The organism is Lentibacillus songyuanensis (assembly GCF_039548255.1).
Taxonomy (GTDB): Bacteria; Bacillota; Bacilli; order Bacillales; family Amphibacillaceae; genus Lentibacillus_C; species Lentibacillus_C songyuanensis.
The window spans coordinates 169,714-193,957 of the sequence record NZ_JBCLVH010000005.1 but is presented as its reverse complement, the minus strand read 5'-3'; the positions used below and the strand labels follow the sequence as shown (position 1 = coordinate 193,957).

The 24,244-nt window shown below is 40.4% G+C and carries 22 protein-coding genes; 13 read left to right on the top strand and 9 right to left on the bottom strand.

Annotated elements, in window-relative coordinates:
• Window positions 1-438: 438 nt before the first annotated feature.
• A complete protein-coding gene (locus WMZ97_RS07610; RefSeq protein ID WP_343271490.1) occupies window positions 439-792 on the bottom strand; it encodes a SpoIIAA family protein in 354 nt (117 codons plus the stop codon).
• Window positions 793-1,000: 208 nt separating this feature from the next.
• On the opposite strand from WMZ97_RS07610, the gene WMZ97_RS07605 reads away from it, so the two are divergent.
• The 8 genes from WMZ97_RS07605 to WMZ97_RS07570 all read left to right on the top strand — a co-directional run bounded on the left by WMZ97_RS07605 (window position 1,001) and on the right by WMZ97_RS07570 (window position 9,491).
• Window positions 1,001-1,630: a DUF2848 family protein gene (locus WMZ97_RS07605; RefSeq protein ID WP_343271489.1), complete on the top strand. Its 630-nt coding sequence runs from the start codon at window positions 1,001-1,003 to the stop codon at window positions 1,628-1,630.
• A 7-nt stretch (window positions 1,631-1,637) separates the two neighbouring features.
• A complete protein-coding gene (locus WMZ97_RS07600; protein ID WP_343271488.1) occupies window positions 1,638-2,432 on the top strand; it encodes a carbon-nitrogen family hydrolase in 795 nt (264 codons plus the stop codon).
• Window positions 2,433-2,565: 133 nt separating this feature from the next.
• Window positions 2,566-3,237, top strand: a complete 672-nt coding sequence (locus tag WMZ97_RS07595) for a GntR family transcriptional regulator (protein WP_343271487.1) — start codon at window positions 2,566-2,568, stop codon at window positions 3,235-3,237.
• 73 nt (window positions 3,238-3,310) lie between these two features.
• Window positions 3,311-3,655: a cupin domain-containing protein gene (locus WMZ97_RS07590; RefSeq protein ID WP_343271486.1), complete on the top strand. Its 345-nt coding sequence runs from the start codon at window positions 3,311-3,313 to the stop codon at window positions 3,653-3,655.
• A gap of 217 nt (window positions 3,656-3,872) precedes the next feature.
• Window positions 3,873-5,099, top strand: coding sequence for a M20 family metallo-hydrolase (locus tag WMZ97_RS07585; protein ID WP_343271485.1), 1,227 nt, complete (start codon window positions 3,873-3,875; stop codon window positions 5,097-5,099).
• Window positions 5,100-5,328: 229 nt separating this feature from the next.
• Window positions 5,329-6,702: a YfcC family protein gene (locus WMZ97_RS07580; protein WP_343271484.1), complete on the top strand. Its 1,374-nt coding sequence runs from the start codon at window positions 5,329-5,331 to the stop codon at window positions 6,700-6,702.
• A gap of 42 nt (window positions 6,703-6,744) precedes the next feature.
• Window positions 6,745-8,124, top strand: coding sequence for a cytosine permease (locus WMZ97_RS07575; protein ID WP_343271483.1), 1,380 nt, complete (start codon window positions 6,745-6,747; stop codon window positions 8,122-8,124).
• 5 nt (window positions 8,125-8,129) lie between these two features.
• A complete protein-coding gene (locus WMZ97_RS07570; protein ID WP_343271482.1) occupies window positions 8,130-9,491 on the top strand; it encodes an allantoinase in 1,362 nt (453 codons plus the stop codon).
• A gap of 122 nt (window positions 9,492-9,613) precedes the next feature.
• On the opposite strand, the gene WMZ97_RS07565 is transcribed toward WMZ97_RS07570, so the two are convergent.
• The 3 genes from WMZ97_RS07565 to WMZ97_RS07555 form a co-directional block, all read right to left on the bottom strand.
• On the bottom strand, window positions 9,614-10,624 hold the full coding sequence (locus WMZ97_RS07565) for a FecCD family ABC transporter permease (protein WP_343271481.1): 1,011 nt from the start codon (window positions 10,622-10,624) through the stop codon (window positions 9,614-9,616).
• The gene (locus tag WMZ97_RS07560) at window positions 10,621-11,634 is read right to left on the bottom strand and encodes a FecCD family ABC transporter permease (RefSeq protein ID WP_343271516.1); all 1,014 of its coding nucleotides are present in this window, start codon (window positions 11,632-11,634) and stop codon (window positions 10,621-10,623) included. Before WMZ97_RS07560 ends, WMZ97_RS07565 begins: the two co-directional genes overlap by 4 nt.
• Before the next feature lie 127 nt (window positions 11,635-11,761).
• Window positions 11,762-12,613, bottom strand: coding sequence for an ABC transporter ATP-binding protein (locus tag WMZ97_RS07555; RefSeq protein WP_343271480.1), 852 nt, complete (start codon window positions 12,611-12,613; stop codon window positions 11,762-11,764).
• 235 nt (window positions 12,614-12,848) lie between these two features.
• On the opposite strand from WMZ97_RS07555, the gene WMZ97_RS07550 reads away from it, so the two are divergent.
• A complete protein-coding gene (locus tag WMZ97_RS07550; protein ID WP_343271479.1) occupies window positions 12,849-13,904 on the top strand; it encodes an NAD(P)/FAD-dependent oxidoreductase in 1,056 nt (351 codons plus the stop codon).
• A 75-nt stretch (window positions 13,905-13,979) separates the two neighbouring features.
• On the opposite strand, the gene WMZ97_RS07545 is transcribed toward WMZ97_RS07550, so the two are convergent.
• Entirely contained in the window at window positions 13,980-14,900 is a 921-nt protein-coding gene (locus tag WMZ97_RS07545; RefSeq protein WP_343271478.1) for an iron-hydroxamate ABC transporter substrate-binding protein, read from the bottom strand.
• Window positions 14,901-15,338: 438 nt separating this feature from the next.
• On the opposite strand from WMZ97_RS07545, the gene WMZ97_RS07540 reads away from it, so the two are divergent.
• Together WMZ97_RS07540 and WMZ97_RS07535 are read left to right on the top strand one after the other, a co-directional pair.
• Window positions 15,339-16,949 (top strand): AraC family transcriptional regulator, encoded by a 1,611-nt coding sequence (locus tag WMZ97_RS07540; protein WP_343271477.1) that lies wholly within the window; start codon window positions 15,339-15,341, stop codon window positions 16,947-16,949.
• Between the two features lie 90 nt (window positions 16,950-17,039).
• The gene (locus tag WMZ97_RS07535) at window positions 17,040-17,849 is read left to right on the top strand and encodes an alpha/beta hydrolase (protein ID WP_343271476.1); all 810 of its coding nucleotides are present in this window, start codon (window positions 17,040-17,042) and stop codon (window positions 17,847-17,849) included.
• A gap of 55 nt (window positions 17,850-17,904) precedes the next feature.
• Here WMZ97_RS07535 and WMZ97_RS07530 read toward each other — a convergent pair whose 3' ends face one another.
• The 3 genes from WMZ97_RS07530 to WMZ97_RS07520 are packed head-to-tail and all read right to left on the bottom strand — an operon-like array spanning window position 17,905 to window position 20,924.
• A complete protein-coding gene (locus tag WMZ97_RS07530; RefSeq protein ID WP_343271475.1) occupies window positions 17,905-18,927 on the bottom strand; it encodes a FecCD family ABC transporter permease in 1,023 nt (340 codons plus the stop codon).
• Window positions 18,920-19,930 carry a FecCD family ABC transporter permease gene (locus WMZ97_RS07525; protein ID WP_405027663.1) on the bottom strand — a complete coding sequence of 337 codons (1,011 nt, stop codon included), beginning with the start codon at window positions 19,928-19,930 and terminating at the stop codon, window positions 18,920-18,922. The genes WMZ97_RS07530 and WMZ97_RS07525 overlap by 8 nt, the downstream gene beginning before the upstream one ends.
• A gap of 16 nt (window positions 19,931-19,946) precedes the next feature.
• Complete coding sequence (locus WMZ97_RS07520; RefSeq protein WP_343271474.1) at window positions 19,947-20,924, bottom strand: ABC transporter substrate-binding protein; 978 nt, start codon at window positions 20,922-20,924, stop codon at window positions 19,947-19,949.
• Between the two features lie 213 nt (window positions 20,925-21,137).
• Here WMZ97_RS07520 and WMZ97_RS07515 point away from each other — a divergent pair, with 213 nt between their 5' ends.
• The gene (locus tag WMZ97_RS07515; protein WP_343271473.1) at window positions 21,138-21,311 is read left to right on the top strand and encodes a hypothetical protein; all 174 of its coding nucleotides are present in this window, start codon (window positions 21,138-21,140) and stop codon (window positions 21,309-21,311) included.
• A gap of 278 nt (window positions 21,312-21,589) precedes the next feature.
• Here the strand turns inward: WMZ97_RS07515 and WMZ97_RS07510 are convergent, their stop codons facing one another.
• Window positions 21,590-22,882, bottom strand: a complete 1,293-nt coding sequence (locus WMZ97_RS07510; RefSeq protein ID WP_343271472.1) for an acetamidase/formamidase family protein — start codon at window positions 22,880-22,882, stop codon at window positions 21,590-21,592.
• A 558-nt stretch (window positions 22,883-23,440) separates the two neighbouring features.
• On the opposite strand from WMZ97_RS07510, the gene WMZ97_RS07505 reads away from it, so the two are divergent.
• A complete protein-coding gene (locus tag WMZ97_RS07505; protein WP_343271471.1) occupies window positions 23,441-24,115 on the top strand; it encodes a FadR/GntR family transcriptional regulator in 675 nt (224 codons plus the stop codon).
• Window positions 24,116-24,244 lie beyond the last annotated feature (129 nt).

Sequence of the window (24,244 nt, the reverse complement as noted above, 5' to 3'; positions counted from 1 at the left end):
GACTTACACCATGTTAAAGAATGATAAAAATTATAAGGGTGGTTGGTTGTCATCCTTCTTTCCTGCTCGTAACGGATAGAAAGAAAGTGATGATTATGGCGACATCGGGTCAGATCTCATAGCCCCACCAACAGATGAATAACACTTCCGACATGTTATTGGTTATTAAAAGGCTGAGGATGTTGTAGAGTAACCAAGTGTTTTATTATTGGATATATATTAATAATGTCATTGTGAAGCAGAGAAAAGGTGTTTATGATGTCTTTTATTTATTTTGCACTAACTGGTTTTACTCGAATCATGATGCAATGGCTGAATTAGGTGTATTTAAACCTTTCATTCAAATGCTATTCACTTCCAAAATCTCTTCAAAAAATATTTCACGTAAGAAACTTCTTTTTACAAGAGTGCAGCATTCTACAATTTTACCTTTTCCCATCACTCCCTCAACCATTTTCTCGCCTTTTCCAGTTCATCGAGTGAATACTGGGCGACCTCTACTCCTGGGATAAGATTTGCAATTGTTGCGTCTAGTTTTGTAAAGGTGTCATCCTTAATGATGGCACCTTTTTTGATGCTCTTCATATAAGGAAAGGTCTTCAAGTCTTCCATTAGTCCTTTGGTTGTGATGCCTTCGATATTCTTGAAAATAAACAAGATGTTGATTGGTTCCTCCTGCAATGTCTTGGCCTGCAACGCTTCTTTGAATTTCTGCAGATCTTCTTGGGTTGCGGTACCCTGTGTGGTGATTTCCAACATCGCGCCTTGTTCTTGACCTTTCACTTCCAACATCGTTCTCATCCTTTCTTCATTCATATCTTAGTAATAGGATTCCTCACCAAGCGTCATTTCAAACATGGTATCATTCTTCAGGGTACAAATGACAAAATATTTTCACATGAAATCCTTTACAAAGTATAAGTTATAAAATATAATGTATACATAATACTTTACACAATATAATATATACATCATACGTTTGCGAAAGGAGTATTAATTAATGGAAGATATAGAGCTGTATTGTATAGGATACTCAGGCAGGGATAAAGAAAAAACGTGGGAACATATCGAGGAACTAAAAAAGATTGGTGTCCCTGAACCTAAGACTATCCCGGAACTGTACCATTTAAAAAATAACCTTCTCACAAACGAAAAGGCTATCCAGGTTATAGGAGATCAAACCAGTGGTGAAGTGGAGATTGTTTTAATTTCTGAATCTGATGGATCCCTTTATGTGACAGTAGGTAGTGACCATACCGATCGTGGGTTGGAAACAGTATCGATCCACAAGTCAAAGCAGATATGTGATAAACCAATTGCGTCTGACAAATGGCGTATGGATGATGTGGAAAAAGAATGGGACGAGCTGGAGCTATATGCGGAAGTACAGAAGGATGGAGAATGGATAAAATATCAGGAAGGCAAGGTTTCTTCTATTATACCCTTACGTGAAATCAAGCATTTCTTGTCAGAAAACAATGCTGAATTAAATCGTGCTGTTGTGTTTTGTGGAACCGTTCCATTATTAAATGGTTTTATTTATGGGGATGCATACAGATGTGGAATACGAAATAATAAAATGAATAGTTCAATAGAGCTGGAATATGAAATTAAAAAGTTAAAGGAGTAGCTGCCTTATGAAAGTTCAATCATTTCAATTCGAAGTTATTTTTGGTGATGTTGATGAAAACTTAAAAAAGGTCTTAAGTCTTTTTGACAAAGCGGATTTAACGGATACGGATACAGTTGTTCTCCCAGAAATGTGGACAACTGGTTATGATTTAGAGAGAATACATGAAATTGCGGCTGACCATTTAGAGCCCGTTAAAAGTTTCATTCAAAACCTTGCTAAAACGTATGATGTCAATATCATAGCCGGTTCCATTGCTAACAACAAAGGAAATGGTATTAGCAATACAGCTTTTGTTATTAATCGAAACGGCGAGTTCATTCATGAATATTCAAAAATACATCTTGTGCCAATGCTTAATGAGCCGGAGTTCTTAACGGGTGGAACGTCTGAAGTAGAGACGTTTGAACTGGATGGAGAAAAAGTAGGAATGTTGATTTGTTACGATTTAAGGTTTCCCGAAGTTTTCAGAGATTTAGCCTTGGACGATGCAAAAGTAATATTTGTCGTTGCGGAATGGCCAATTGAGCGGACTGAACATTGGATTACATTGCTTAAAGCAAGGGCCATTGAAAATCAATGTTACATTGTTTCGTCAAATATTGTAGGTACCCAGCCAACTGGCACTACATTTGCAGGGCATTCCATGATTGTAAATCCATTTGGCGAAGTGTTGGCTGAAGCTGATAATCAGAGTGAAACAAGTGTTGAAGCGACCCTTGACCTGGAGTATATAAAGAAAATAAGGAAGGATATTCCGATTTTTGACAGCAGGAGAAAAGCGTTATATAAATTTTTATAAAGAAAAGGCTGACTAGCAGTTAAACTGACATCAATAGATTAGCTATACATGCAAGAAGCATAGCGATTTTATTTTAAAAAGCTGCATGAAATAATGTATTAAATGATTACGTAAAGATAATGAGGGATTCGTAATGAGAAATTTCCAGCTAGAAGACATCAAGACCAAAACGCTAAAAGACATGATCTATAAAAACCTGAAGGATGTAATTCTAAGTAATAACTTTCCATCTGAAGAGTATGTTACGGAGCAAAACCTTGCTGACCAATTGGATGTTTCAAGAACTCCTTTGCGTGAAGCAATGATGGACCTGGTAAATGAAGAGTTGATCGAATTCAAACCTAGAAAAGGCTATAAAGTAAGGAAGTATTCCAACAATGAGATTGACCAAATATTTTTGTTAAGAAAGGTGATTGAATCAGAAATTATCGAGCCGTTGTTACAAAACTTCACGCCTGAAAAATCAGAAATGCTAAAGGATATTACGCTTCGACAGGAAAAGTGTATGGAAACGGAAGATGGCTATGCGTTTATGAACCTGGATAAGGAATTCCATCGGCAGATGTTTTTAATATCGGGATATAATATATTTCTGAAATCGTATGACGTTTTTCATAACCTGACGATATTAATAGGCTCGCAAGTCATCCAAAAAAAAGGCCGTAAAAAAGAAGTTATTCAAGAGCATAATGACATCATTGAGGGGTTGGAAAAAGGGGAAAAACAGCTGGTTCTGCACGCCATTACACATCACCTTGAAAGAACCAAAGATATGTATACAGATGTACAAACAAAAAACAAATAGGGGATCCAAATAGATAACATTGGCAGGACCATGCAAAACGGTAACCTAATTAGTTGAAATAGGAGATGATTATATGTCTAGACCAGAAGTAGAGTTCACTCATTATAGCAATATGAAAGCGGAGCAGATTCCTAACTCCACTCCGGGAAGAACACAACGGATTATATCCCATGATCCGGAAACAGGAGATATGGTCCGCGTTTCTGAATTTGCCCCTGGCGTTGATTCCACGAACGAAGGAGTTCAATCGCATGATTTCTGGGAAGAGGTTTATATCATTGAAGGGTCAGTCATTGATTTAACATTAAATGAAGAATTTAGTGAAGGTATGGTCGCTTCACGTCCACCTGGAATGAAACATGGGCCATGGAAATCACCAAATGGTTGTAAGATGTTTGAGGTTGTTTATCGTAAATAGATTGAAAGTTGATGGTCAGGAGTAAAGTGAAAAGAGCGAGTAGTCATCGGTTTGACATGGTGCGTTTGCGGGAGTAATCTGCGAGCCAAACCAACAGGAAGATTGGCTTGTGCAGCGGAGGCTGTTTTGCCCGCTGCTCTGTGTCATACCACCTGCTCCAGCATCTGCTTACCCCATACGATATAGCACCAGGAAAATAGGTGTTAGGAGGTTTATTATGATTAATTATGAACGAATTGATAGCAGAATACAGGAATTATCTACAATTGAAAAGACGAACGATGGCGGTGTGACACGATTAGCTTTTTCTAAGGCATTATTAAAAGCGCAGGATATCGTAAAAGACTGGATGGCGGAAGCTGGTTTAACTGTTCAGCAAGATCCAGCGGGCAATGTAATTGGACGCAAAGAAGGAGAAATAAAAAACGCTAAACCGATCGTGATTGGATCGCATATTGATTCCGTAAGTAATGGCGGAAAGTATGACGGAACGATGGGAGTCATATGTGCGATCGAGGTAGCTCAATATATATTAGAAAATAATATTCGTATTAAAAGGCCCCTTGAGGTTATATCATTTTCGGAGGAAGAAGCCAGTCGATTTGGTAATGCGTTTTTTGGAAGTATGGCTTTTACAGGTACGTTTACCCAAGAAGACCTAGATAGAAAAGATGTAAATGGTATCTCGCGAAAAGAAGCCATGAAAGAATGCGGTTTCGATCCCGATTTATTGTTCGCTGATGTAGCGAGGAAAAAAGGGGAGCAAGAATTATACCTGGAAATGCATATAGAACAAGGTCCTGTTTTGGAACAAAAGGATATTTCAGTTGGAATCGTAAAAGGGATCCCAGGTATTATTATGTCGCAAGTTAGTATTGTTGGGAAGTCAAATCATATTGGCGGCACACCAATGAATATGCGCCAGGATGCATTGTTAGGGGCAAGCGAGCTGATTGAACAAGTGGAGAAAACTTGTTTAGACTTTGGTGATTCGGCTGTGGGTGCAGTAGGTTCGCTTCATGTATATCCAGGGGAAACAAATATCATTCCAGGGAAAGTAGAGTTATCCATCGATATTCGTCATCTTGATAGGGAACAACTTAATCATATGTACCAAACAATACAAGAAGCATCAGAGCGTATCGCGAGGAAAAGGGATTTGAACTTTACGTTTAACGAAAAGAAAACGCAACCATCTCCTTCAAGCACAGAGGTAATCCAAGTAATGGAAGAAAAAAGTAAGGAATTGGATATAGAGGCGCTTGTTATGGCGAGCGGCGGAGGACACGATGCCCAGATTATGGCGGAGTTGTCAGATATGGGGATGATATTTGTCCGTTCAACCGGCGGCAGCCATAACCCTGAAGAATACGCCGCTATTGAAGATATTGCAAAAGGTACAGAGCTCCTATTAGATACTGCCGTTCATTATTTAAATAAGTAAGTTTGGTAGCTATTCATTTTGATATAGGCGGTAAACGTATTGGTGGAGTTTTGAAAGGTTCGCTAGGTGGTTCACAAATTGGTCGTGTGCGCATTCATGATATGTATATTTGATTAAGTTCAAATCACTAATTTATGAATGCGCCTCCCAATAGGTTTATGAATACAATAACTACTACCCCATACACGAACAATTTTCAGTATATTCAAAAACATCAGGAGGAAATTGCATGAAATTTCGTATGCCTCATATTTTTATCGTGTTATTTATAGCGATTATTCTAGCCGGAATTGTTACCTGGATTGTTCCAGCTGGAGAATACCAACGTACGGATGGTGTAGATGGACGCGAAGTTATTGATCCAGACACGTATCATCATATCGCTTCTAATCCATCCGGTATAATGGATATTTTATCCGCTATACCTAGAGGATTGGTGGATGCAGGAGAAGTAGTGTTCGCTGTATTAATTGTCGGAGGTGCTTTTGGCGTCATCCATGCAACAAAGACGATCGATCTAGGGTTAAATCGTTTTACAAAAGCTTTTAAAGGTAAAGAAATCTTTATGATACCGATCATCATGGTAATCTTTGGTTTAATCGCATCGTTTATCGGTACACCGGAATTAACATTAATCTATATTCCTATCATTCTATCATTAAGCTTGACGAATAAGTGGGATTCGATGACTGCGGTAGCCATTACTTTAATCGGAGTAACAGCAGGATTTGGTACTGCATTAATTAGTCCCTTTTCGGTGGGACTTGCTCAACAGCTAGCGGAGGTTAAAATCGGATCTGGTATTGGTTTGAGGGTAATCGTTTTTCTTGCAATGTTACTGTCTGGGGCCCTTTATATTTTACACTATGTAAAGAAGATTACGAAAAACCCGGATTCCAGTTTGACCAAGGAAGAAGATAAAACAATCGAAGTTGAGATAGAGGATAATAACACGAAAGCAAACTACCGACATGGTTTAACTGGAATTATTTTATTAGGCGGTTTAGTAGTGTTTGTCTATGGCGTTATAAATCATGGATGGTATTTGACTGAGCTTTCAGCTGTCTTTATTTTCATCACCGTTTTAGTTGCTTTGGTACACCGGATGAAATTGGACACGATCGCTCATGAATTTACCAACGGATGTAAATCAGTGTTAGTTGGCGCATTAGTTGTAGGTTTTGCCAGAGGAATTGCATTGCTGTTAGAAGATGGATTAATCATGGACACGATCATTAGCGCGTTAAGTTCGCTAGTAGCAAATTTACCATCAGGTATCACTGCTGTGGGGATGTTATTGGTGCAAACGATCATAAACTTTGTCGTCCCTTCTTCAAGTGGACAAGCTGTTATTGCCATGCCAATCATGATTCCAATAGCTGATATAGTCGATGTTTCAAGACAAACGACGATTCTGGCATTTCAATTAGGGGATGGGTTATCAAATATATTCTTTCCTACATCGGGCTATTTTATGGCTACCTTGGCGATGGCCAAAGTACCGTATCAAAAGTGGATTAAATTCTTCGCACCGCTAATGGGCATTTGGTTAATAATAGGGGGCATTGCACTATTTGTGGCACAAGTTATTGGTTGGCAGTAACATTTGAACGTTTCGTAAACTACTATTTAGGAGGTTTTGTGAATGGAGAATAATATACCCTTTGATAGAAACCCGGAAATGCTCCCTTCTACCAGTGAAGAGAGAGATATGTCCTATAAAGATTTTACGGTTTTGTGGGCTGGAATGGCTATTAACATGGGAGTTTTTACAATTGGAGCGCAATTGTATCCCGGATTGTCACCGCTAGCGATTATGCTTGGTCTTATGGTTGCCTATTTGTTTGTCACTACGTTGTTAATTCTTACTGGTGATATTGGAATCGTTTACGGGTTGCCGTTTATTGTCTATATTAGAGCTTGTTTCGGATATAAGGGTGTTAATTTTCCGGCTGTATTTCGAATGCTTGTGTGTATTTTCTGGTTCGGCTTTCAAACATGGATCGGGGCCGCAGCTCTGAATATGATCTTGGGTATACTAATTGGCTATTCCAATTTAACACTGATTCTTATTATATTTGGCGCACTACAAATATGGAATGCTGCTTTTGGGGTAAAAGCAATGGCAAATTTTGATTGGATTGCTGTTCCGGTATTAGCGATACTGATCGGCTCGGTAACATTTTGGCTAATGAAAGAAAATAATGCAACATTTTACGACATTTTTGCGATGTCCGGTGATGGAAGTGGTTCGTTTATCATTGGGGTAGTAGCAATGATAGGATCTTGGATTGCTATGGGGATGAATAGTCCGGATATAACACGCAAACTTCGTCATTCGTCGGATCTTACAAAAAAAGGGTTTTTTGCTCGTAATCGAAAAGCGATCGCCGCACAGTTAATAGGATTTGTTATCCTGTCCGCCGTTCAATTATTCGTAGGTTTAATTGGCGGGATTTTTACCGGAGAATGGGATCCAGTTCAAATCATTGCTGGAAGTATCAGTTCTCCATTCATTTTAATTTTAGGTATGGTAGGGCTGGCGTTTGCCCAATGGTCCACCAATACTGGAACAAATTTAATGCCTGCTGCCTATACGATTATGCAGATATTCCCGAAGATAAACTGGGCAAAGGCAACGGTTATTGCGGGATTTTTAGGTCTGGTGACGATGCCATGGCTGTTAGCGAATAATTTGGTTTGGTTTAATGTCGTATCCAGTGGATTAATGGGACCGGTTATTGGCATAATGATCGCTGATTATCATTTGTTACGTAAACGAAAATTAAACATTGAGGAATTTTATAAAACGGATGGCACAGGAGCGTTCAAATACAAAAATAATTATAATGTAAGAGGATTTATTGCTTATGGAATATCCTTTTTCATTAGTTTGGCTTTTGGAGAATATTCATTTTTTGTCGGATTTTTATTAAGTATCTTGTTGTATTATATTCTGATGAAGAAAGTGGTTAAAGTTGTAGACAAACCAACATACACGTTGAACAATAAATTGGTGGGGTGATTCGTTTGAACAAGCAATTTGACCTAATTATAAAAAACGGCAATGTTGTATTGCCAACAGAAACGCGCAAAATGGATATTGCTATACGAGATGGTGTGATTGTTGAGTTGAATGACACGATCCATGGTGATGGTGACATATTAGATGCAAGAGGCCAATATGTGATGCCCGGGTTGATTGACGTGCATGTTCATTTGGATGAACCAGGGCGTACCGTATGGGAAGGCATTGATTATGGTTCGAAAGCATTGGCAGCAGGTGGATGCACTACATTCTTTGATATGCCTTTGAATAGCGCTCCGCCGACCATTAACGACGAAGCATTGCAAGATAAAGCGGATATAGCTGTATCCAAATCTGTTATTGACTTTGGATTATGGGGAGGATTGGTCCCAGGTAATATAGATGAATTGGAAACGCTATCTGAGCGCGGGGTAGTTGGTTTTAAATCATTTATGTTACAAGCGGGTACGGAAGACTTTGAATTTGTTGATGATCTAACCTTATATCGTGGAATGCAAAAACTGGCTAAGTTAAATAAAATATTGGCCTTACATGCTGAATCCGGAGAAATAATCCAAAAACTGACTGCAGAAAAAGAAGCAGAATCAGCAAACAGTGCTCGTGATTATGCGGAAACAAGGCCAATTATTTCAGAAATGGAAGCCGTAACCCGAGCATTGCTATTTGCGGAAGAAACCGGGTGCCCTTTGCATATCGTACATGTTAGCAATGCTAAAACAGTGGATCTCATTCAAGAAGCAAAAGATAGAGGCGTGAATGTAACAGTTGAAACATGTCCTCCATACCTGTTGTTTAATATGGAAGACTTTGAAAGACTAGGTGCGGTTGCGAAATGTGCGCCACCGCTTCGGGAGGAAGAAGAAAGATTGGCATTATGGGAGGCGCTTAAAGAAGGAAAGATAGATATGATATCATCCGACCATGCACCTTGTCCGACTTCTATGAAAACCGATTATGAGAACGATATGTTAAAAGCATGGGGTGGAATTACAGGTGGACAATTTTCATTAGAAGCCATCATTGACCAGGCTCATATAGAAAGGCAGATACCGTTAAATAAAGTTTCAGAACTTATTTCCTTAAATCCGGCAAAACGTTTTGGGTTATATCCGAAAAAGGGGACACTATCCGTTGGCGCCGATGCAGATATTGCAGTAGTCAATTTAAATGTGGATCACCACGTAAAAGAGAGTGATTTATATTCCCGTTATTCCCACAGTCCTTATATCGGTCAACATTTCAGATGCAGCGTGACACATACAGTTAGCCGGGGAAAGGTCGTGTACAATAGGCAGGAGGGAATAATGGATAACCCGCCTGGTGATTGGTTGAAAGTCAACTAAATCATTTGTAGAGGGGGAAAAGCAGGAAATTGGGAACAGTTTTGCTTCCTCTTATAATAAAAAACCCGATGCTGGCAAGGGGTACCTGCCAGCATCGGGTTTTGGATGAAATAGAAGGGATGCTAATTACTTTTTAGTAACAAGTATATAAAGTATGGCGCTCCTAAAATTGCCACAATGATACCGGCCGCTACACCATTCGGTTCTAAAATATTGTGCCCGATGGTGTCCGCTACCAAGAGCAGCCAGCCGCCAATTAAAACGGCGATAAGCAAAAATGCTTGATGTCTCGGACCTGCCAGGGCTTTCGCGATATGTGGTGCCATTAATCCAATAAAGGCAATACCGCCAGTTACCGCAACGGCAGAGGCAGCCAATGCAACTGCAGCGATCAAAAGAAAAAGGCGTTCTCGTTCAATTTTTATCCCGACACCGATAGCAACGGGTTCATTTAATCCTAATATATTCAGCTGCTGTGCTTTGTAAAGGGTGAATGGGATGAAAATAATCAACCATGGAAGCATGGCCCAGACGAACGGCCAGTCTGTCCCCCAAATATTTCCTGCCAACCAGGTCGAAATGAAATCTACCTTTTCCTTTTCCGCAGAAGAAGTTAAAATAACCATTATTCCGGAAAGTGCCATGGAGAAACCGACGCCAGTCAAAATCAGTTTCATCGGCTGCAGCCCTGTATGTCTGCTGTACGAAAAAGCATAAATGATCGCAGCCGTTATAAAGGCACCTGCAAATGCAACCAGGGGCAGTACATAAACAAATGAGCCGACTTCGATCGGGAAAAATAAAAAGAAGATGGCTATAGCAGTACCGGCACCAGAATTGATACCAATGATACCGGGATCAGCCAAGTCGTTATGGGTCAAGGTTTGTAAAATTGCTCCTGAAAGCGCCAGAGCCATGCCAGCTAATAATGTAATGAGTATTCTTGGCATGCGTAAAGAAAATAGGATGAATTCTTCTTTAAACGTTCCTTGATTAAACAGTGTTGGCAATATGCGATCATATGATAACGTCGAATAGCCAAGCCCCATGCTAATGATAACAGTAATGATAATAAGAGCAGTCAGTCCAAGCATAAGAAGACGTTGTTTTCTTAATTTGTGTGAATCGATCATGTAAAAGCTCTGCCCCCTTTATGTAGAATGAATAGAAAGAAGGGCAGGCCGAGAATGGCGATAATGGATGCCACTGGTGTTTCCAAGGGGGCATATAATGTTCTTCCTGCTGTATCTGCCAATAACATGAATATTGCGCCAACCACTATGGACATTGGAATGACATGACGGTAATCTGTACCGACAATCGCCCGTACAATATGTGGAATCATCAATCCGATAAATGCCATATTTCCAACTAATGCAACGGCCGCACCAGCTAATATAACGATGGCTGCGAAAAGAATGCACTTCATTTGTGTCGTTTTCTGGCCAAGGCCAACAGCTACTTCTTCATTCAAACTGAGAATGGTTACTTGCCTGGATAAAAATAAGGCGATTAACATTCCAATCCCAATCGCAGGTGCAATGACTTGGAGCTGCTGCCATGTTGTTCCAATCGCTCCGCCTGCAGTCCACATGGAAATGTTTTTCGATATTTTAAAGTAGAGACCCACGCCATCTGCCATTGCTTGAAAAAATGTGGATACGGCTGCACCGGCAAGAACGATTTTAAATGGAGAAAACCCGCCTTTTTTGACAGCCCCGATTCCATAGACCGTTCCGGCACCGACTGCCGCTCCGATAAAACAGGCAATCATTATTCCAAAAGGGGAAAGTGTTGGCAACAGCGCTAAAGCAATTGCAAGCGCCGCATTTGCACCAGAAGTTAAACCAAGCAATCCTGGATCAGCTAATGGGTTTCTTGTCATACCTTGCATTATTGCACCAGACACCGCTAACGCAGCGCCTACCAGCATCACTGCCAGTTCGCGTGGTAATCGGATTTCCCGAATGACCGAAAGCTGTTCACTGTTCATATTCGATGTTATCGCGTTCCATACATTCCTGATGGAAATGTCAGCAGCACCAAGAACCATAGCAACGAAAAAAACACCTGCCATGACAAGACAGCCTAGTATAAATTTATATAAAAATGGTAATTTCAAACTCGAATTATTTAGTCGCATCATCTTAGCTTCTCTTTACGTAGATTTTTTGGATCATGAAATATGTTCGAAAATGCTTTTTCCTTTTTGCATCCTTATTCTTACTGATAGTGAGGTCATCAGCTGAATATTCATGTCTCAACAGATGTTAAGAAATGGAATGATTCAAAATAGCGGGTTTCCAGTTGTTTTTGTTCTCAGCAGGTTTCTCCTCGGTTCGTATTAAATTGTACGTGATGCACATTGGCTTTCCAGTTCGTGGATCAATACCGATCTCGCCATCGATTTCAAAGACTTGCTGCAGCACTTCTTTTGTAAGAATGGAATGACAATCCCCGGACTGGACGACTTTTCCATCCTTTAAAGCAATCATGTGGTCAGCAAAGCGAGCGGCCTGATTCAAATCATGCAGTACCATCACGATCGTGCGTCCTTGTTCTACATTCAGTCTTTGCAGCAATTCCAGTACTTCCAACTGGTGGGCCATGTCTAAATAGGTTGTCGGTTCATCAAGGAATATGATATCTGTTTCTTGTGCTAAAGACATGGCAATCCATACGCGCTGGCGCTGCCCGCCTGATAATGCATCTACGGGTCGGTGTTTGAATGGCATGGTACCTGTTACATCCAATGCCCAGTCGATTACTTCCCAATCGGTTGCGCGCAGTTTGCCAAATCCCTTTTGATGGGGGAAACGGCCATAGGAAACTAATTCACCAACAGTTAGTCCACTTGCGCTTTCAGGTGATTGCGGCAAGATGGCCATTTTTTTTGCGAGTTCTTTTGTAGCTATCTTGGAAATATGTTCTCCATTAAGCAGCACGGAACCGGAATCATGGCGGATAATGCGTGTAATTGCTTTTAATAATGTGGATTTTCCACATCCGTTGGCACCGATGATGGTTGTGATTTTATGCTTAGGTATTTTTATATTAAGGTCTTTGACTATACAGCGATCACCGTAACAGATGTTGATATCCTGAGTGGCTAAGCAAAACATAAGATTCCAACCTCCAAACTATGTTCTGATAATGATTCTCATTATCACTATCATAAATATAATGTGAAAATAGTAAAATGTCAATCACGTTATTAGTTGTAACTCTTACTTTATGAGTTCACGCACTTTTGTAAGGTAATAAAAAAATACATGAACTTTAGGTTGCAAATGAAACGTATAAAGGGTATTCTAATTGTAAATGATAATCATTATCAATGGTGAGGTGGATGAAAATATGGTCTATGATAAACAACAAGAAGTTTTTGATGTGACGATCGTTGGCGGCGGTCCGGCAGGGTTATACGCTGCTTTTTATAGTGGTTTACGTGGGCTGAAGACGAAGATTATTGAATTCCAATCCCATCTTGGCGGCAAAGTGCATGTGTATCCGGAAAAGATGGTATGGGATGTTGGCGGTGTTCCGCCGCTTCCAGGTCAGAAATTGATTGATAATATGGTGGAACAGGGGCTGACGTTTGATCCTGAGGTTGTTTTAAATGAAAAAGTGACTGCCCTTCATAAAAATGAAGAAGATGTCTTTGAAATCATGACTGCTTCTGGCCAGCCTCATCTTTCAAAGACAATTATTGCAGCAGTTGGAAGTGGTATATTTACGCCAAAAAAGTTGCAGCTTGAAAATAAGAAACAGGTGGAAGCTGACAACCTGCATTATAGTGTCAAATCATTAAAAAACTTTAAAAACAAACGGGTACTTATATCCGGCGGGGGAGATTCTGCTACAGATTGGGCGAATACGTTGGCTCCTGTTGCGGGTGAAATCTTTATTGCCTGTCGAAGTAATTTCTCTTGCCATGAGTCACAAGTAACCCGATTGGAAGCAAACGCCGTTGCATGTCTTGTTCATACAACTATCACTGATTTAATGGTTGGTGCGGACGGAAACAAAATTGAAAAGGCTGTACTTACAAATACCCAAACCGGGGTTGTACATACGTTGCCAGTCGATGAAATCATTATCAATCATGGGTATGATCATGATGTTGCTTTGTTGGAAAACAGTTCGATTCACGTTGATATGAGAGATAAGTATTTCATTGCAGGAAGCAGCAACAGTGAAGCATCCGTCCCAGGGTTGTATGCTGCTGGCGATATTCTGATGCATGACGGCAAACTGCATTTGATTGCTGGAGCCTTCCAGGATGCGGCTAATGCAGTGAATAAAGCGAAGCAATTTATCGAACCAGATGCAACGAGAACAGCTATGGTTTCTTCACATCATGAATTACTGACAGGGCGCAGTGAGCAATTGATGCAAGAAATAATCAAATAAATACAAGCAGAGAAATGCCTCATCAGAATCTGTGATCTGATGAGGCATTTCTTCATCCATTTTTCTCCTCTTAACCTACTTTAAAAAGTGCTCTTCGAAAAAGTCTAACTGATAATCCAACGTGATTGGGTCATTAAACAGGAATGTATTCCCGTCCGCTTCAAACACATGATTGTTCTTCACAGCAGGTATATTTTTATATAATTTCGTATTTTGAAATGAATTGTCTTGGTCTGTATATTTCGTAATAACCAAATAGTCACCAACATATTTAGGAAAAACCTCTGTAGACATGGTATAATACCCTTCTTTGCTGGTAACTTTTTTAACATTATCAGGCATTTTCAACTTCATTGCCTGGTAAAGTATCTCGGTTCCTCTTCCCCATCCATCACCGAGGACGCTGATGCTTTTATCATAGCTTTCCATTACGGTAACAGTTGCGTCTTTACCAGCTTTTTCTTTTATCTTTTCGCCAACTTTTTCAGCACGTGTTTTAAAATCATCAATCCAATTTTGCATTTCTTTTTCTTTGTTTACTAGTTTACCAATTTCCAGACGTTGCGTTAGGTAATCCACTTTATTATACGTAAAGGTTACTGTAGGAGCTATTTCTTTAAATTTGTCTAAATTTTTATTGTCACTTGCCCCAATGATTAAATCCGGGTCTAATTCCATCACTTTCTCCACATTTTCATCCGAAACAGTAGGTACATCTTTTAACTTATCTTTAAATAACGGGCTCTCTTTTGACCATTCTTCAACCCCGACAATATTCACATCAAGGAACAACATTTCTCCTGCGTACGAAGACAATAAAACGACTCTTTTCGGATGGGCAGGAACTTTAACGGGGCCGTTTTCCGACTGGTATGTAATTGTGTCGTTTTTATCCTGATTGGATTCTTCACCATCCGACTTTTCCGCTGGCTGCTTCCCGCATGCACTGATCAATAATATAAAAACAAGCATCATCGGAATTAAAATTTTTTTCATCTCTACCTCCAGACATATTGGGTTAATGATAAAATCTCATTAGAACTAACTCCAGTCCACGACGGTTACGTAGTCCGTACAGGGAAAAAAGTGGCTTTGGATTTATATAAATGAGATTGATAATCATTATCAGTTATTATACTATTCTGCTCAAGATGATGCAAGCTTCATTTTATATTGTATAAATGTAGTTCCGGTAGAAATTGAATTACGACAAGGATTCATACGACATTAAGAGAAATACGTGGCATTTATTTTGAAAGAAAACTTATCATAGGCTGTTGATAAATGGTAAGTTAATTCGAACAAAAGGGATCGATTTATTCTCTGCTCAACGAATGCGTTTTACTCTATATAGACAAGTGGGGGAGTACCATAGTATCATAGTAAGTGATAATGATTATCATTATTGATTATGTTTTGGAGGATGATCCTGATATGGAGCAAGCATGCACGTTTTTTGAATGGGGGACAGAAAATATATTTATCAAACTGGACGCTGTCGATCATTTGAACCATTCGGATATAAAGCGTCTTGACCACCATTTTCTGCAGTCACATGCGATTGTTATTGCATCACGTGGACAGTTATTATTGCACGTTGATCAACAAGAAATTCAATTGCATGCCTGTGAAGCATATGCGTGTAAACCGGGATCAATCATCGGTATCCATGCAAACAATCAGCATTTTGAGGCGTATATTTTTTATATGAAACTATACGAGGAACAGAAAAACAGCCAGCCGGTGATAAAGGTAGATGGGCCATTATTTACGCATGTTTTAAAGCTGGGTGATGATTGGAATGTTGGATCATCCTGCAAAAAAATATATCGGGCCTGGCATCGTTCCTCTGGCTTGAATAAATTCCGCTGTCAAATAAGCTTCCAATACTTTTTATTACAAATGATTGACAGCCATGTACCGGCCGATGTGAAATCCTGCTTGTCTATAGAGGAAGTAAAACAATTTATTGATGTACATTATAATCAAGATATGACCGTTCATGAACTGGCGCGTTTGACCAGACTCAGTTGTAAATATTTTGCCGAAGTATTTAAAAAGAGATTTGGCAAAACGGTGATGGAGTACGTGACAGAGCTTCGAATGCAAGCGGCAAAGCGGCTGATGAATCAGGGCAGTTTAAAAGTACGGGAGATAGCCCATGAAATCGGGTATAGGGATGAATTCTATTTCAGTCGTAAATTCAAAAAGGAAACAGGTATGACACCAACGAATTATATGAAGAACGTCAATCAAAAAATTGTTGCCTATACGTCAGATGTTATCGGCCACCTTATCCCGCTTGGATTGATGCCATATGCTGCACCATTACACCCGAAATGGACGTCTTATTATTATCAGCATTATCGCAAAGAAATACCAGTGCCGTTAAGTGCTTACCGTGTCAATGAAGATTGGGAAACAAATATCATGCAGCTCCGACGAGAACCCGTTGATACCATTATTACCTCGGTGGCGATTCATCCAAGGGAACAAGAACTATTGGAAAAAATAGCCCCAGTCATTTATTTGCCTAAGCAACAATCTGGATGGTGGCGGGATCAATTTTTATACATAGCGGATAAATTGGGGAAAACCAACCTGGCTAGCAAATGGCTTCAGGCGTATGATCAAAAGGCTGCCCACATCCATGCAAAGTGCCGACAAGTGCTCAAAAACAAGAAACCAGCAGTGATCCGCATGGTTGGTGATTCGTTATTTATGGAGACAGACAATCCGTTGTTTTCCTTTCTATTTGAAGATTTACATTTAAGCCGGCCGCACGATCATTCCTTTGATCAAAAACATCACCCAGTTACAGTGGATAAATTATGCAGGCTGCCAATCGATATCATTTTCATGCTGGTACGCCAGGATAATGAAACACGCAAGCATTGGGAATTATTAAAGCAAAGGAGGGAGTGGCAGCAGCTGCCAGCAGTCCGGACGGGGAATATAAAGCTTGTACCATCCGATCCCTGGCTGGAAAATTCTGCACATGCGCACTTGCGGAAATTGGATTCCATCGACGAACTCTGTCCGTGATTCGTCCAGTCATTTTCCGAAAATGTTCCATGTCCATGCAGATGTTTTTTCATTACACTAAAGATGATGAATGAGAAGGAGCAGATCAACATGGAAGCTGCAAAACCGTTTCAGATCCCAAACGCAGTACAATGGACCATGAGAAACAAGCAAGGAGCAACCTATCGTATCATGCTTTGGAGGCCGGATACAAAGGCGCCGCCGAATGGATTTCCAGTTTATTATTTACTGGATGCGAATGCGATATTTGCTACAGTAACGGAGACGATACGTGTTCAATCAAGCGGTCCGCGCAAACAGGAACCCGCTGTCGTTGTTGGAATTGGATACGACTCCGACTTGCCGCATGTTACACAAAGGAGATTCGTGGATTATACGTTGCCGGCAAGTTCTGAAGAATTATCAAAAAGAAAAAACGGCATGGATTGGCCAAAAAATGGCGGCATTGAGTCGTTTTTAGATTTCATTGAGGAAGAAGTGATGCCGGAAATTGATCGATGGATAGCGATTGATCACACTCGCCAAGCGATATTCGGGCATTCATTAGGTGGTTTTTGCGTGCTCTATACATTATGTACCCGAAGCCATTTATTTCACTATTATGCGGCTGGAAGCCCCTCGATCTGGTGGAAAAATCATATTATACATACGTATGTGCAGAAGTACCTTGCTGAAGCATCTTCGGATCACACGCGACATATCAGGTTATTTATTGGAGTGGGCAGCGAAGAGCCGGCGGGAATGGCAGATGGAGCCAAAGAGGTATTTCAAAAAGTAAAGGCAGCGAAAGGGACAGGATTGACCACACGATTTGCACGCTATCAGGGAGAAAGTCATATTTCTATGCTGTTGCCGTTCCTATCACAGGTGGTACGTGATTTCCGGGAAGAATGTATATGAAAGGCAAGCAAGTCCTTGTTTAATGGATTTGCCTGCCTATTTTTAAATTGGAACTTTATACTTTTGCCTTGAACAGCAGGTACACAAAATAGGGTACACCAATAATCGCTACGATAATACCAGCAGGAATTTCGGCAGGCTGGACAATGTTCTTGGCAATTAAATCAGCAAGAATAACAAGTACCATGCCGACCACGCCACTTAGCGGTAAAATATATTTGTGCTTGTTGCCGATGAGCCTGCGGGCGATATGCGGAGAAATCAGCCCTACGAATCCGATTGTTCCTGAAACAGATACGCATGCCGCAACCAGACCGACACTTGCTAATAGAAGCAGGATTTTTTGTTTTTCTGTCTGTACCCCCAGCCCCTTGACACTTTCTTCTTGCAATTGAAAAATGTCCAGCACATACGCTTTATAGAGAATGACTGGCAGGAAGAAAATAAACCAAGGCAGCATAGCAAAAAGATAGTACCAATTAGCATGCCAGATAGACCCTGTGACCCAGACAGTCGCCAAATCAAAATCAGACGATGACATTTTTAAAGATAAAAATAGAGATACGGAACTAAGCCCGGTGCTGATGGCAATCCCAAGTAAAAGTAAGCGTTGCGGGTCCAATTTCCCCTGTTCCCATGCCAATATGAAGATAATCAACGCTGCTCCGGTCCCTCCGATAAAGCCGAAAATGGGCATGGAAAGTGCTGTAAGTAAGCTTTCAGACGTTAATGTGCCCATAAAAAAATACATGAAAACAACAATTGCTAATCCGGAACCGGCATTGATTCCAATGATGCTGGGATCTGCAAGCCCGTTTTTGGATACCGTCTGGATCACGGTCCCTGCCACAGCCAGTCCTAATCCTACCAGCGCTCCAATGATGATACGAGGCAATCGGAATTCCAGGATGACAAGATCCAGTTCTGGCTGCGGATTGTTACGGAGTAATGTATTCCAAACGTCTTTAAAAGTCATGTCGTATGTACCAGTTACCAGGCTGATATAGGATAATACGATGCAGATGAATGTGCCAATTCCGAAGAAAGCAATGAATTTCCTCTTTTCCTGTTTAAACATGCGCTTTCCCTCCATTACGCTTGATTAAATAAATGAAGAAGGGAACGCCTATGAAAGAAGTAACAACGCTGATTGGTGTTTCAAACGGACTATTCAGGAAACGACTGATGAAATCGGCTGACAAAAGAAAGATTCCTCCCAATATACCAGCACAAGGGATGACCAAACGATAATCCGAACCGGTTAGATAGCGTGTTATATGTGGGATGAGCAGACCGACAAACGCTACTTTCCCGGCTATTGCAACGGAAACCCCTGTTAATATCGCGACAGTAAGGATGGTTAGCCATTTGACACGTGCGGCTTTTTCTCCAAGACCTGTAGCTACTTGATCGCCTAAAGAAAGAATGGTAATCGATTTGGATAAATAGATTGCCAGGGCAAGACCAATGACAGCAAATGGAATAGCCAACTTAATCATGGAAGGATCCAGTTGATGAAGTCTTGCATTATACCAGAAACTGATATTTTGGGATGTTTTGAAGTAAATGGCGAACGCAGAGGCCAGGCTGCTTAAAAATGTTCCGACAATCGTTCCCAGAATGGCTAAACGCACAGGTGACAGCCCATGTGGCAATAGGGAACCCAAACCAAATACTACTGCCACGCCAAATGCGGATCCGGCCAGAGAGAGAAAAATAAGCTCAAGAGTACTTGCCTCTGGATAGAATACCATACCTAATGTGATGAAAAATACAGACCCATCGGAAACCCCCATAATGGAAGGGGATGCAAGATAGTTTCTTGTCATCCCCTGCATTAATGCACCCGAAATTGCCAGGAACGCACCAATCAGACATGAACCAATCGTCCTTGGAAGGCGTGCATGCATCACGATCTGGTGATCCGGGTTGCTCGCATCAAAATGTGTGAACGTTTCTATGAATGTTTGGAAAGTTACTTCCTTTGCCCCGAACATGATGGATAGCGCGCCAACAGCTATAAATAGAAAGGGAGCAACCATCCAAATCCATTTTGTATTCTTTTTCAATGGATTGCTCATATCTTAACCACCTGCATTAATCTGATAATTTATCGGAAGCGGCTTTCAGGAATTCAGTTCTGCTGTATAGCGGTCCGCCCTCTAAAATCGGATCGATCACATTTTCAAATACATGATCGTTTTTAACAGCCTTTAAGCTTTGCCAAATTGGATTCTTTGCCAGATCTTTCAAGGCATTTTTATCATCTTGGTTGGACGAAGCCTCGAATTGCACGAAAATATAGTCGGGATCGATCTCTGAAAGTTTCTCCAGTGGAAGCATTTCTTGCGCTTTTGCTGCCTTTACCTCCTCTGGTGCTTCGTAACCTAAATCTTCATATAAAGACGCATTGAGGAAAACGTTCTCCGGATAGATGAAAATATCGCCGTTACGGATACGGATTGCCAACACTTTTTCATCTTTAACAGAGCTGCTTAATTCGGCTTTTGTATCTTCCAATTGTTTCTCATAGGATTGAAGTGCCTTTTTGGCAACATCTTCTTTCCCAGTTAAAGCAGCCAGTGTTTCCAGATTGTCTTTCCAATCATCGGAAATATGGGAGATTGGTATAACCGGTGCGAGCTTCTCCATTTTTTCTGTCGTTTCCTCAGGGAATTTGGTACTCATTAAAATGACATCTGGTTTCAGTTGTAAAATAGATTCCACATTCGGCTCTGTCTTTTCACCAATCGGTTCTGCATCACTTAATACGGTGGAGGTGAATAGCTTAGGAAATTCGCCACCGGTTGTACTGGCACCGACAGGTTTTACATCAAGTACCATCGAATCTTCCATCGCTTCAATGGCTCCAACGATGACAATTCTCTCCACTTTCTCAGGGACGGTATATTCTTTGCCCAATTGCTTAATGACCCTTTCACCATCAGCAGATTCTCCTGCTTGTTGCTGATCCTCTGCATTGTCCTTCTTGGTGTCGCTTTTTTCGCCTGTTCCACAAGCGCCAAGTATGATAAGAAATATGATTGCCAAAATGGCCATGGTATATCTTTTCATGGAAATCCCCTTCCTGTTCTAATTGATAATCTTTATCAATTACAAGTATAGCGGTAAAAGCATAAACAGGACATGGACAATTGGATGATATTCAACTGGACGAAAGGAAGTATGTTAGGTGGATTGGGTGGAAAATAAATGCCTGCTTCAAGATTTTGAAGTGGAATGAAAAAAGACAAGTGGAGTTATGGAATACAAGAGGCGACTATGTGGATGGTTAAAAATAGGTTGCTTTGGCAGGCAGAAGCAACGATACCTTTATGGCAGAGGGAAAACCAGTGCATTCTTATCATGAAAAATTCTGAGAAATATCTAAAAGGGTCCACCCGGCAAGCTGTATATCTGGAAGAACTTACAGATTTGGGTACTGCTGTAACAGTTGCATGACTTTGATGAAATACCTGATGAAAGAGCCTCACAAAGGGCCCAAGGAGTGGACTATCTTGCGTTTGAAACGAAAGACAGAATGTATTATTTAATCAGGATTATATGAATTAATGGGTTGCCTGTCGATTCAACAAAAAGGAAAAATATAGAGAATGATTATGATGGCGGAAATTGCTATGATAAACATATAATATTTTCAATTGTGTGGAATCTAATATCTTAGATGAATCAGAATATAAAAAATACCGCAAATCAACAGATCTGCAGTATTTTTGTATTTAAGCATATTGATTTTTAACTAATTCAAGTAGTCCCTTATCAGTTAAGTACTTCTCAGGGGCAAGAAATGTGACGGTAACAACTCCTGGGTGACGTCCAATTTCAATCGCTCCAGTAATTGTTGCGCGGTTCATGACTTCTGGAACCGTAATTTTGAATAAGTTTGCTGCTCGTTCCATTCCATTCGTTGTGGCTTCATTAAGATCCGCTCCCGTTCCAACAAACGAAATAGGATAGGATTCCTCAAGCTCTTCTACACCCCATTGTTTACTTAATTGAAGTGCTTCTTGTTTTTCTTTTTCACTAAATGGTTTAGCTAGATATGGCAGATCCTCCACAACTGGAAGAAGGACTGGTCCCTCTAATGGTACGTTTTTAACCACGTTAACTTGAAGATTAACAATACCCGACACATCTGTTGTATGACCTGCGATTTCGCCATTTCCTTGCATTGCGTGCATGTCACCAACATAGACACCGCCGCCAGGAACTTTAACAGGGCAAAGCAATATAGCCCCATCGCGTACATGGTTAATATCCATATGGCCGTCCGTACGATCTTCTAATTCATCTTTTGAAATTCCATAGTCATGTGGTGCGTCAATTAATGCCTGACCAAAGTCGCCGGCATTGTGGGAGTCTGGTAATGGTCGCGCCGGTGTTGTTCCTAATTGACCCAAAAATGGTCTAAGCCGTGCCATGGTTCCCACCAAATCATGCGGTGCAAATGTTACAACCGGGTTTTGAATCGAATGCTCCGGCGTATTCATATAGTTATTAGCATCGTGAGCAACTTTTTCGGCTCCTTCTTTATTCAATGTAATACCAATCGTGTTTTTCTGATTAAAGGCCATTGTATAGGCGTTCGTAAAGACAAATGGTGTGACATCCGCGTTACAATTTTTACAACGAACAGCCTGTTGGCCAATGCCTTCGACTACTGTCTCCGGGTTTACTGTTTTGCAATTTGGACATTTACCGGCCACAAATGGATCACCAATAAACCGCTCTTCTACAGGTGCATCATTTCCCGAAGCTGTTACAATAGATGTAACCTCAATAGACTTGATACGAATCGCAATCGCATCGCCAACTTCTGCACCTTCCACATAAACAGGTTTTGTAACTTCATGTCCGCCTTTTAATGCTGGCGTGATCATCGGTCCCCAGCACCCAGGAGTTGTATTGGCAACGATATGCCCGCCGTCCGCAACAGTATAGTTCATTTCCTTTTTCGGATCTAGAATACCGTTCGTGAATTCGTTTACATATACTACTTTTTTGGCTCCCATTACTATCATCTCCTATATTATTAATCTACCAGCTTGAGAAACCGATTTCTAGTAGAATGATTTGAGAATGCCCCTATTACTCAGAATTATGTCTTTTTGGTGAATGGACTGACTTAAGCATGTTTTTGTCATATATTGGTTCGTTTTCAAATGTGTTTTATACTTTTTTGGGAAAGTAGAAGATGATGAAGACATTAGGAGGAAGTAAATCGATGATCGAAGCTTCGATCATCGATTGTTGTTAAAGCCCGATGGTTTTTCAGATAGTCCAGCTACATTGCAATTTTCATATCGTATGATGTATCGTCCCATATCATATGAAATTAAATGCTAATTAATCCTTCTTATCGTATAATGGGCTTAGAGAGCTGTTTTCAGTTGTTGCCTCCTCGATAAGTAACCAAGTGATAGATAGTTGATTGGAGAAAGAAATGGCAAGATCGCAATGTAAATAATGAAGGTAAGCGTATTTCGATCACGTAACGATTACCGCAGACTGCATGATGTGACGGATAAAAAATGATTGTACGTAAACACGGATCTAAAGGGGGAAGAACATTGATTGAACCTATAAAACGATCGAATACCGGCGATTTGATTGTGACGCAAATTAAAGAGTTAATTATCAATGGTAAATTAAAACCTGGTGATAAACTAGCACCGGAACGGGAACTAACAGAGATGTTCCAGGTAGGTCGCACGTCTTTAAGAGAGGCATTAAAAGTGCTTGAATCTCAGGGATTGGTAGAAAGATCTCAAAAAGGGACGTTTATTTCTCAAAATATCCATACGTTTTTCTCGGAATCCCTTATGTACCAGCTTTATCTGCAAGGAGCTAATCTTTCTGACCTTTTTGAAACCCGCAAAATGATCGAGAGGGAACATGCCCGTCTGGCGGTGACCCGGGCTACGAAAGAGGACATTAAAGCTATGTCCGATACGTTAGTCCAAATGGAAAAGGCGATTAAAAATAATGATGAGAAGGGATTTGTGGCGTCGGATATGGCTTTCCATGAAAACCTTTCAGGGGCTTCCCATAACCTTGTCATGCGTGATCTCTACAATTCAATCAAAAATCTAGTCTTTATTGTAGTAGAAAATGCAGGGATCCAGGCTAATTCACTCCAGTATCATAAAAAAATAGTAGATGCTATTCAGAATGGGAAGCAAGGAGCTGCGAGCGAGATTGCTTGCAATTTTTTAATTATTGACAACGCATTCAAAGTATATTAGACTACTTTCTATAAATAGTTAAGGTAGAACTTCTTCAAAATTATCGAGAGAAGTTTTTATTTTCATCATATGGTCAGACCATGTGATGTTTATACCTAGATTGATTATAAAAAGTTATTCTAGAATAGC

Bases quoted from the DNA above. Each gene is read 5' to 3' on its own strand.
- WMZ97_RS07610 (WP_343271490.1), bottom strand. From the start codon at position 792: ATGTTGGAAGTGAAAGGTCAAGAACAAGGCGCGATGTTGGAAATCACC.
- WMZ97_RS07605 (WP_343271489.1), top strand. From the start codon at position 1,001: ATGGAAGATATAGAGCTGTATTGTATAGGATACTCAGGCAGGGATAAA.
- WMZ97_RS07600 (WP_343271488.1), top strand. From the start codon at position 1,638: ATGAAAGTTCAATCATTTCAATTCGAAGTTATTTTTGGTGATGTTGAT.
- WMZ97_RS07595 (WP_343271487.1), top strand. From the start codon at position 2,566: ATGAGAAATTTCCAGCTAGAAGACATCAAGACCAAAACGCTAAAAGAC.
- WMZ97_RS07590 (WP_343271486.1), top strand. From the start codon at position 3,311: ATGTCTAGACCAGAAGTAGAGTTCACTCATTATAGCAATATGAAAGCG.
- WMZ97_RS07585 (WP_343271485.1), top strand. From the start codon at position 3,873: ATGATTAATTATGAACGAATTGATAGCAGAATACAGGAATTATCTACA.
- WMZ97_RS07580 (WP_343271484.1), top strand. From the start codon at position 5,329: ATGAAATTTCGTATGCCTCATATTTTTATCGTGTTATTTATAGCGATT.
- WMZ97_RS07575 (WP_343271483.1), top strand. From the start codon at position 6,745: ATGGAGAATAATATACCCTTTGATAGAAACCCGGAAATGCTCCCTTCT.
- WMZ97_RS07565 (WP_343271481.1), bottom strand. From the start codon at position 10,624: ATGATCGATTCACACAAATTAAGAAAACAACGTCTTCTTATGCTTGGA.
- WMZ97_RS07560 (WP_343271516.1), bottom strand. From the start codon at position 11,634: ATGCGACTAAATAATTCGAGTTTGAAATTACCATTTTTATATAAATTT.
- WMZ97_RS07555 (WP_343271480.1), bottom strand. From the start codon at position 12,613: ATGTTTTGCTTAGCCACTCAGGATATCAACATCTGTTACGGTGATCGC.
- WMZ97_RS07550 (WP_343271479.1), top strand. From the start codon at position 12,849: ATGGTCTATGATAAACAACAAGAAGTTTTTGATGTGACGATCGTTGGC.
- WMZ97_RS07545 (WP_343271478.1), bottom strand. From the start codon at position 14,900: ATGAAAAAAATTTTAATTCCGATGATGCTTGTTTTTATATTATTGATC.
- WMZ97_RS07540 (WP_343271477.1), top strand. From the start codon at position 15,339: ATGGAGCAAGCATGCACGTTTTTTGAATGGGGGACAGAAAATATATTT.
- WMZ97_RS07535 (WP_343271476.1), top strand. From the start codon at position 17,040: ATGGAAGCTGCAAAACCGTTTCAGATCCCAAACGCAGTACAATGGACC.
- WMZ97_RS07530 (WP_343271475.1), bottom strand. From the start codon at position 18,927: ATGTTTAAACAGGAAAAGAGGAAATTCATTGCTTTCTTCGGAATTGGC.
- WMZ97_RS07525 (WP_405027663.1), bottom strand. From the start codon at position 19,930: ATGAGCAATCCATTGAAAAAGAATACAAAATGGATTTGGATGGTTGCT.
- WMZ97_RS07520 (WP_343271474.1), bottom strand. From the start codon at position 20,924: ATGAAAAGATATACCATGGCCATTTTGGCAATCATATTTCTTATCATA.
- WMZ97_RS07515 (WP_343271473.1), top strand. From the start codon at position 21,138: ATGGTTAAAAATAGGTTGCTTTGGCAGGCAGAAGCAACGATACCTTTA.
- WMZ97_RS07510 (WP_343271472.1), bottom strand. From the start codon at position 22,882: ATGGGAGCCAAAAAAGTAGTATATGTAAACGAATTCACGAACGGTATT.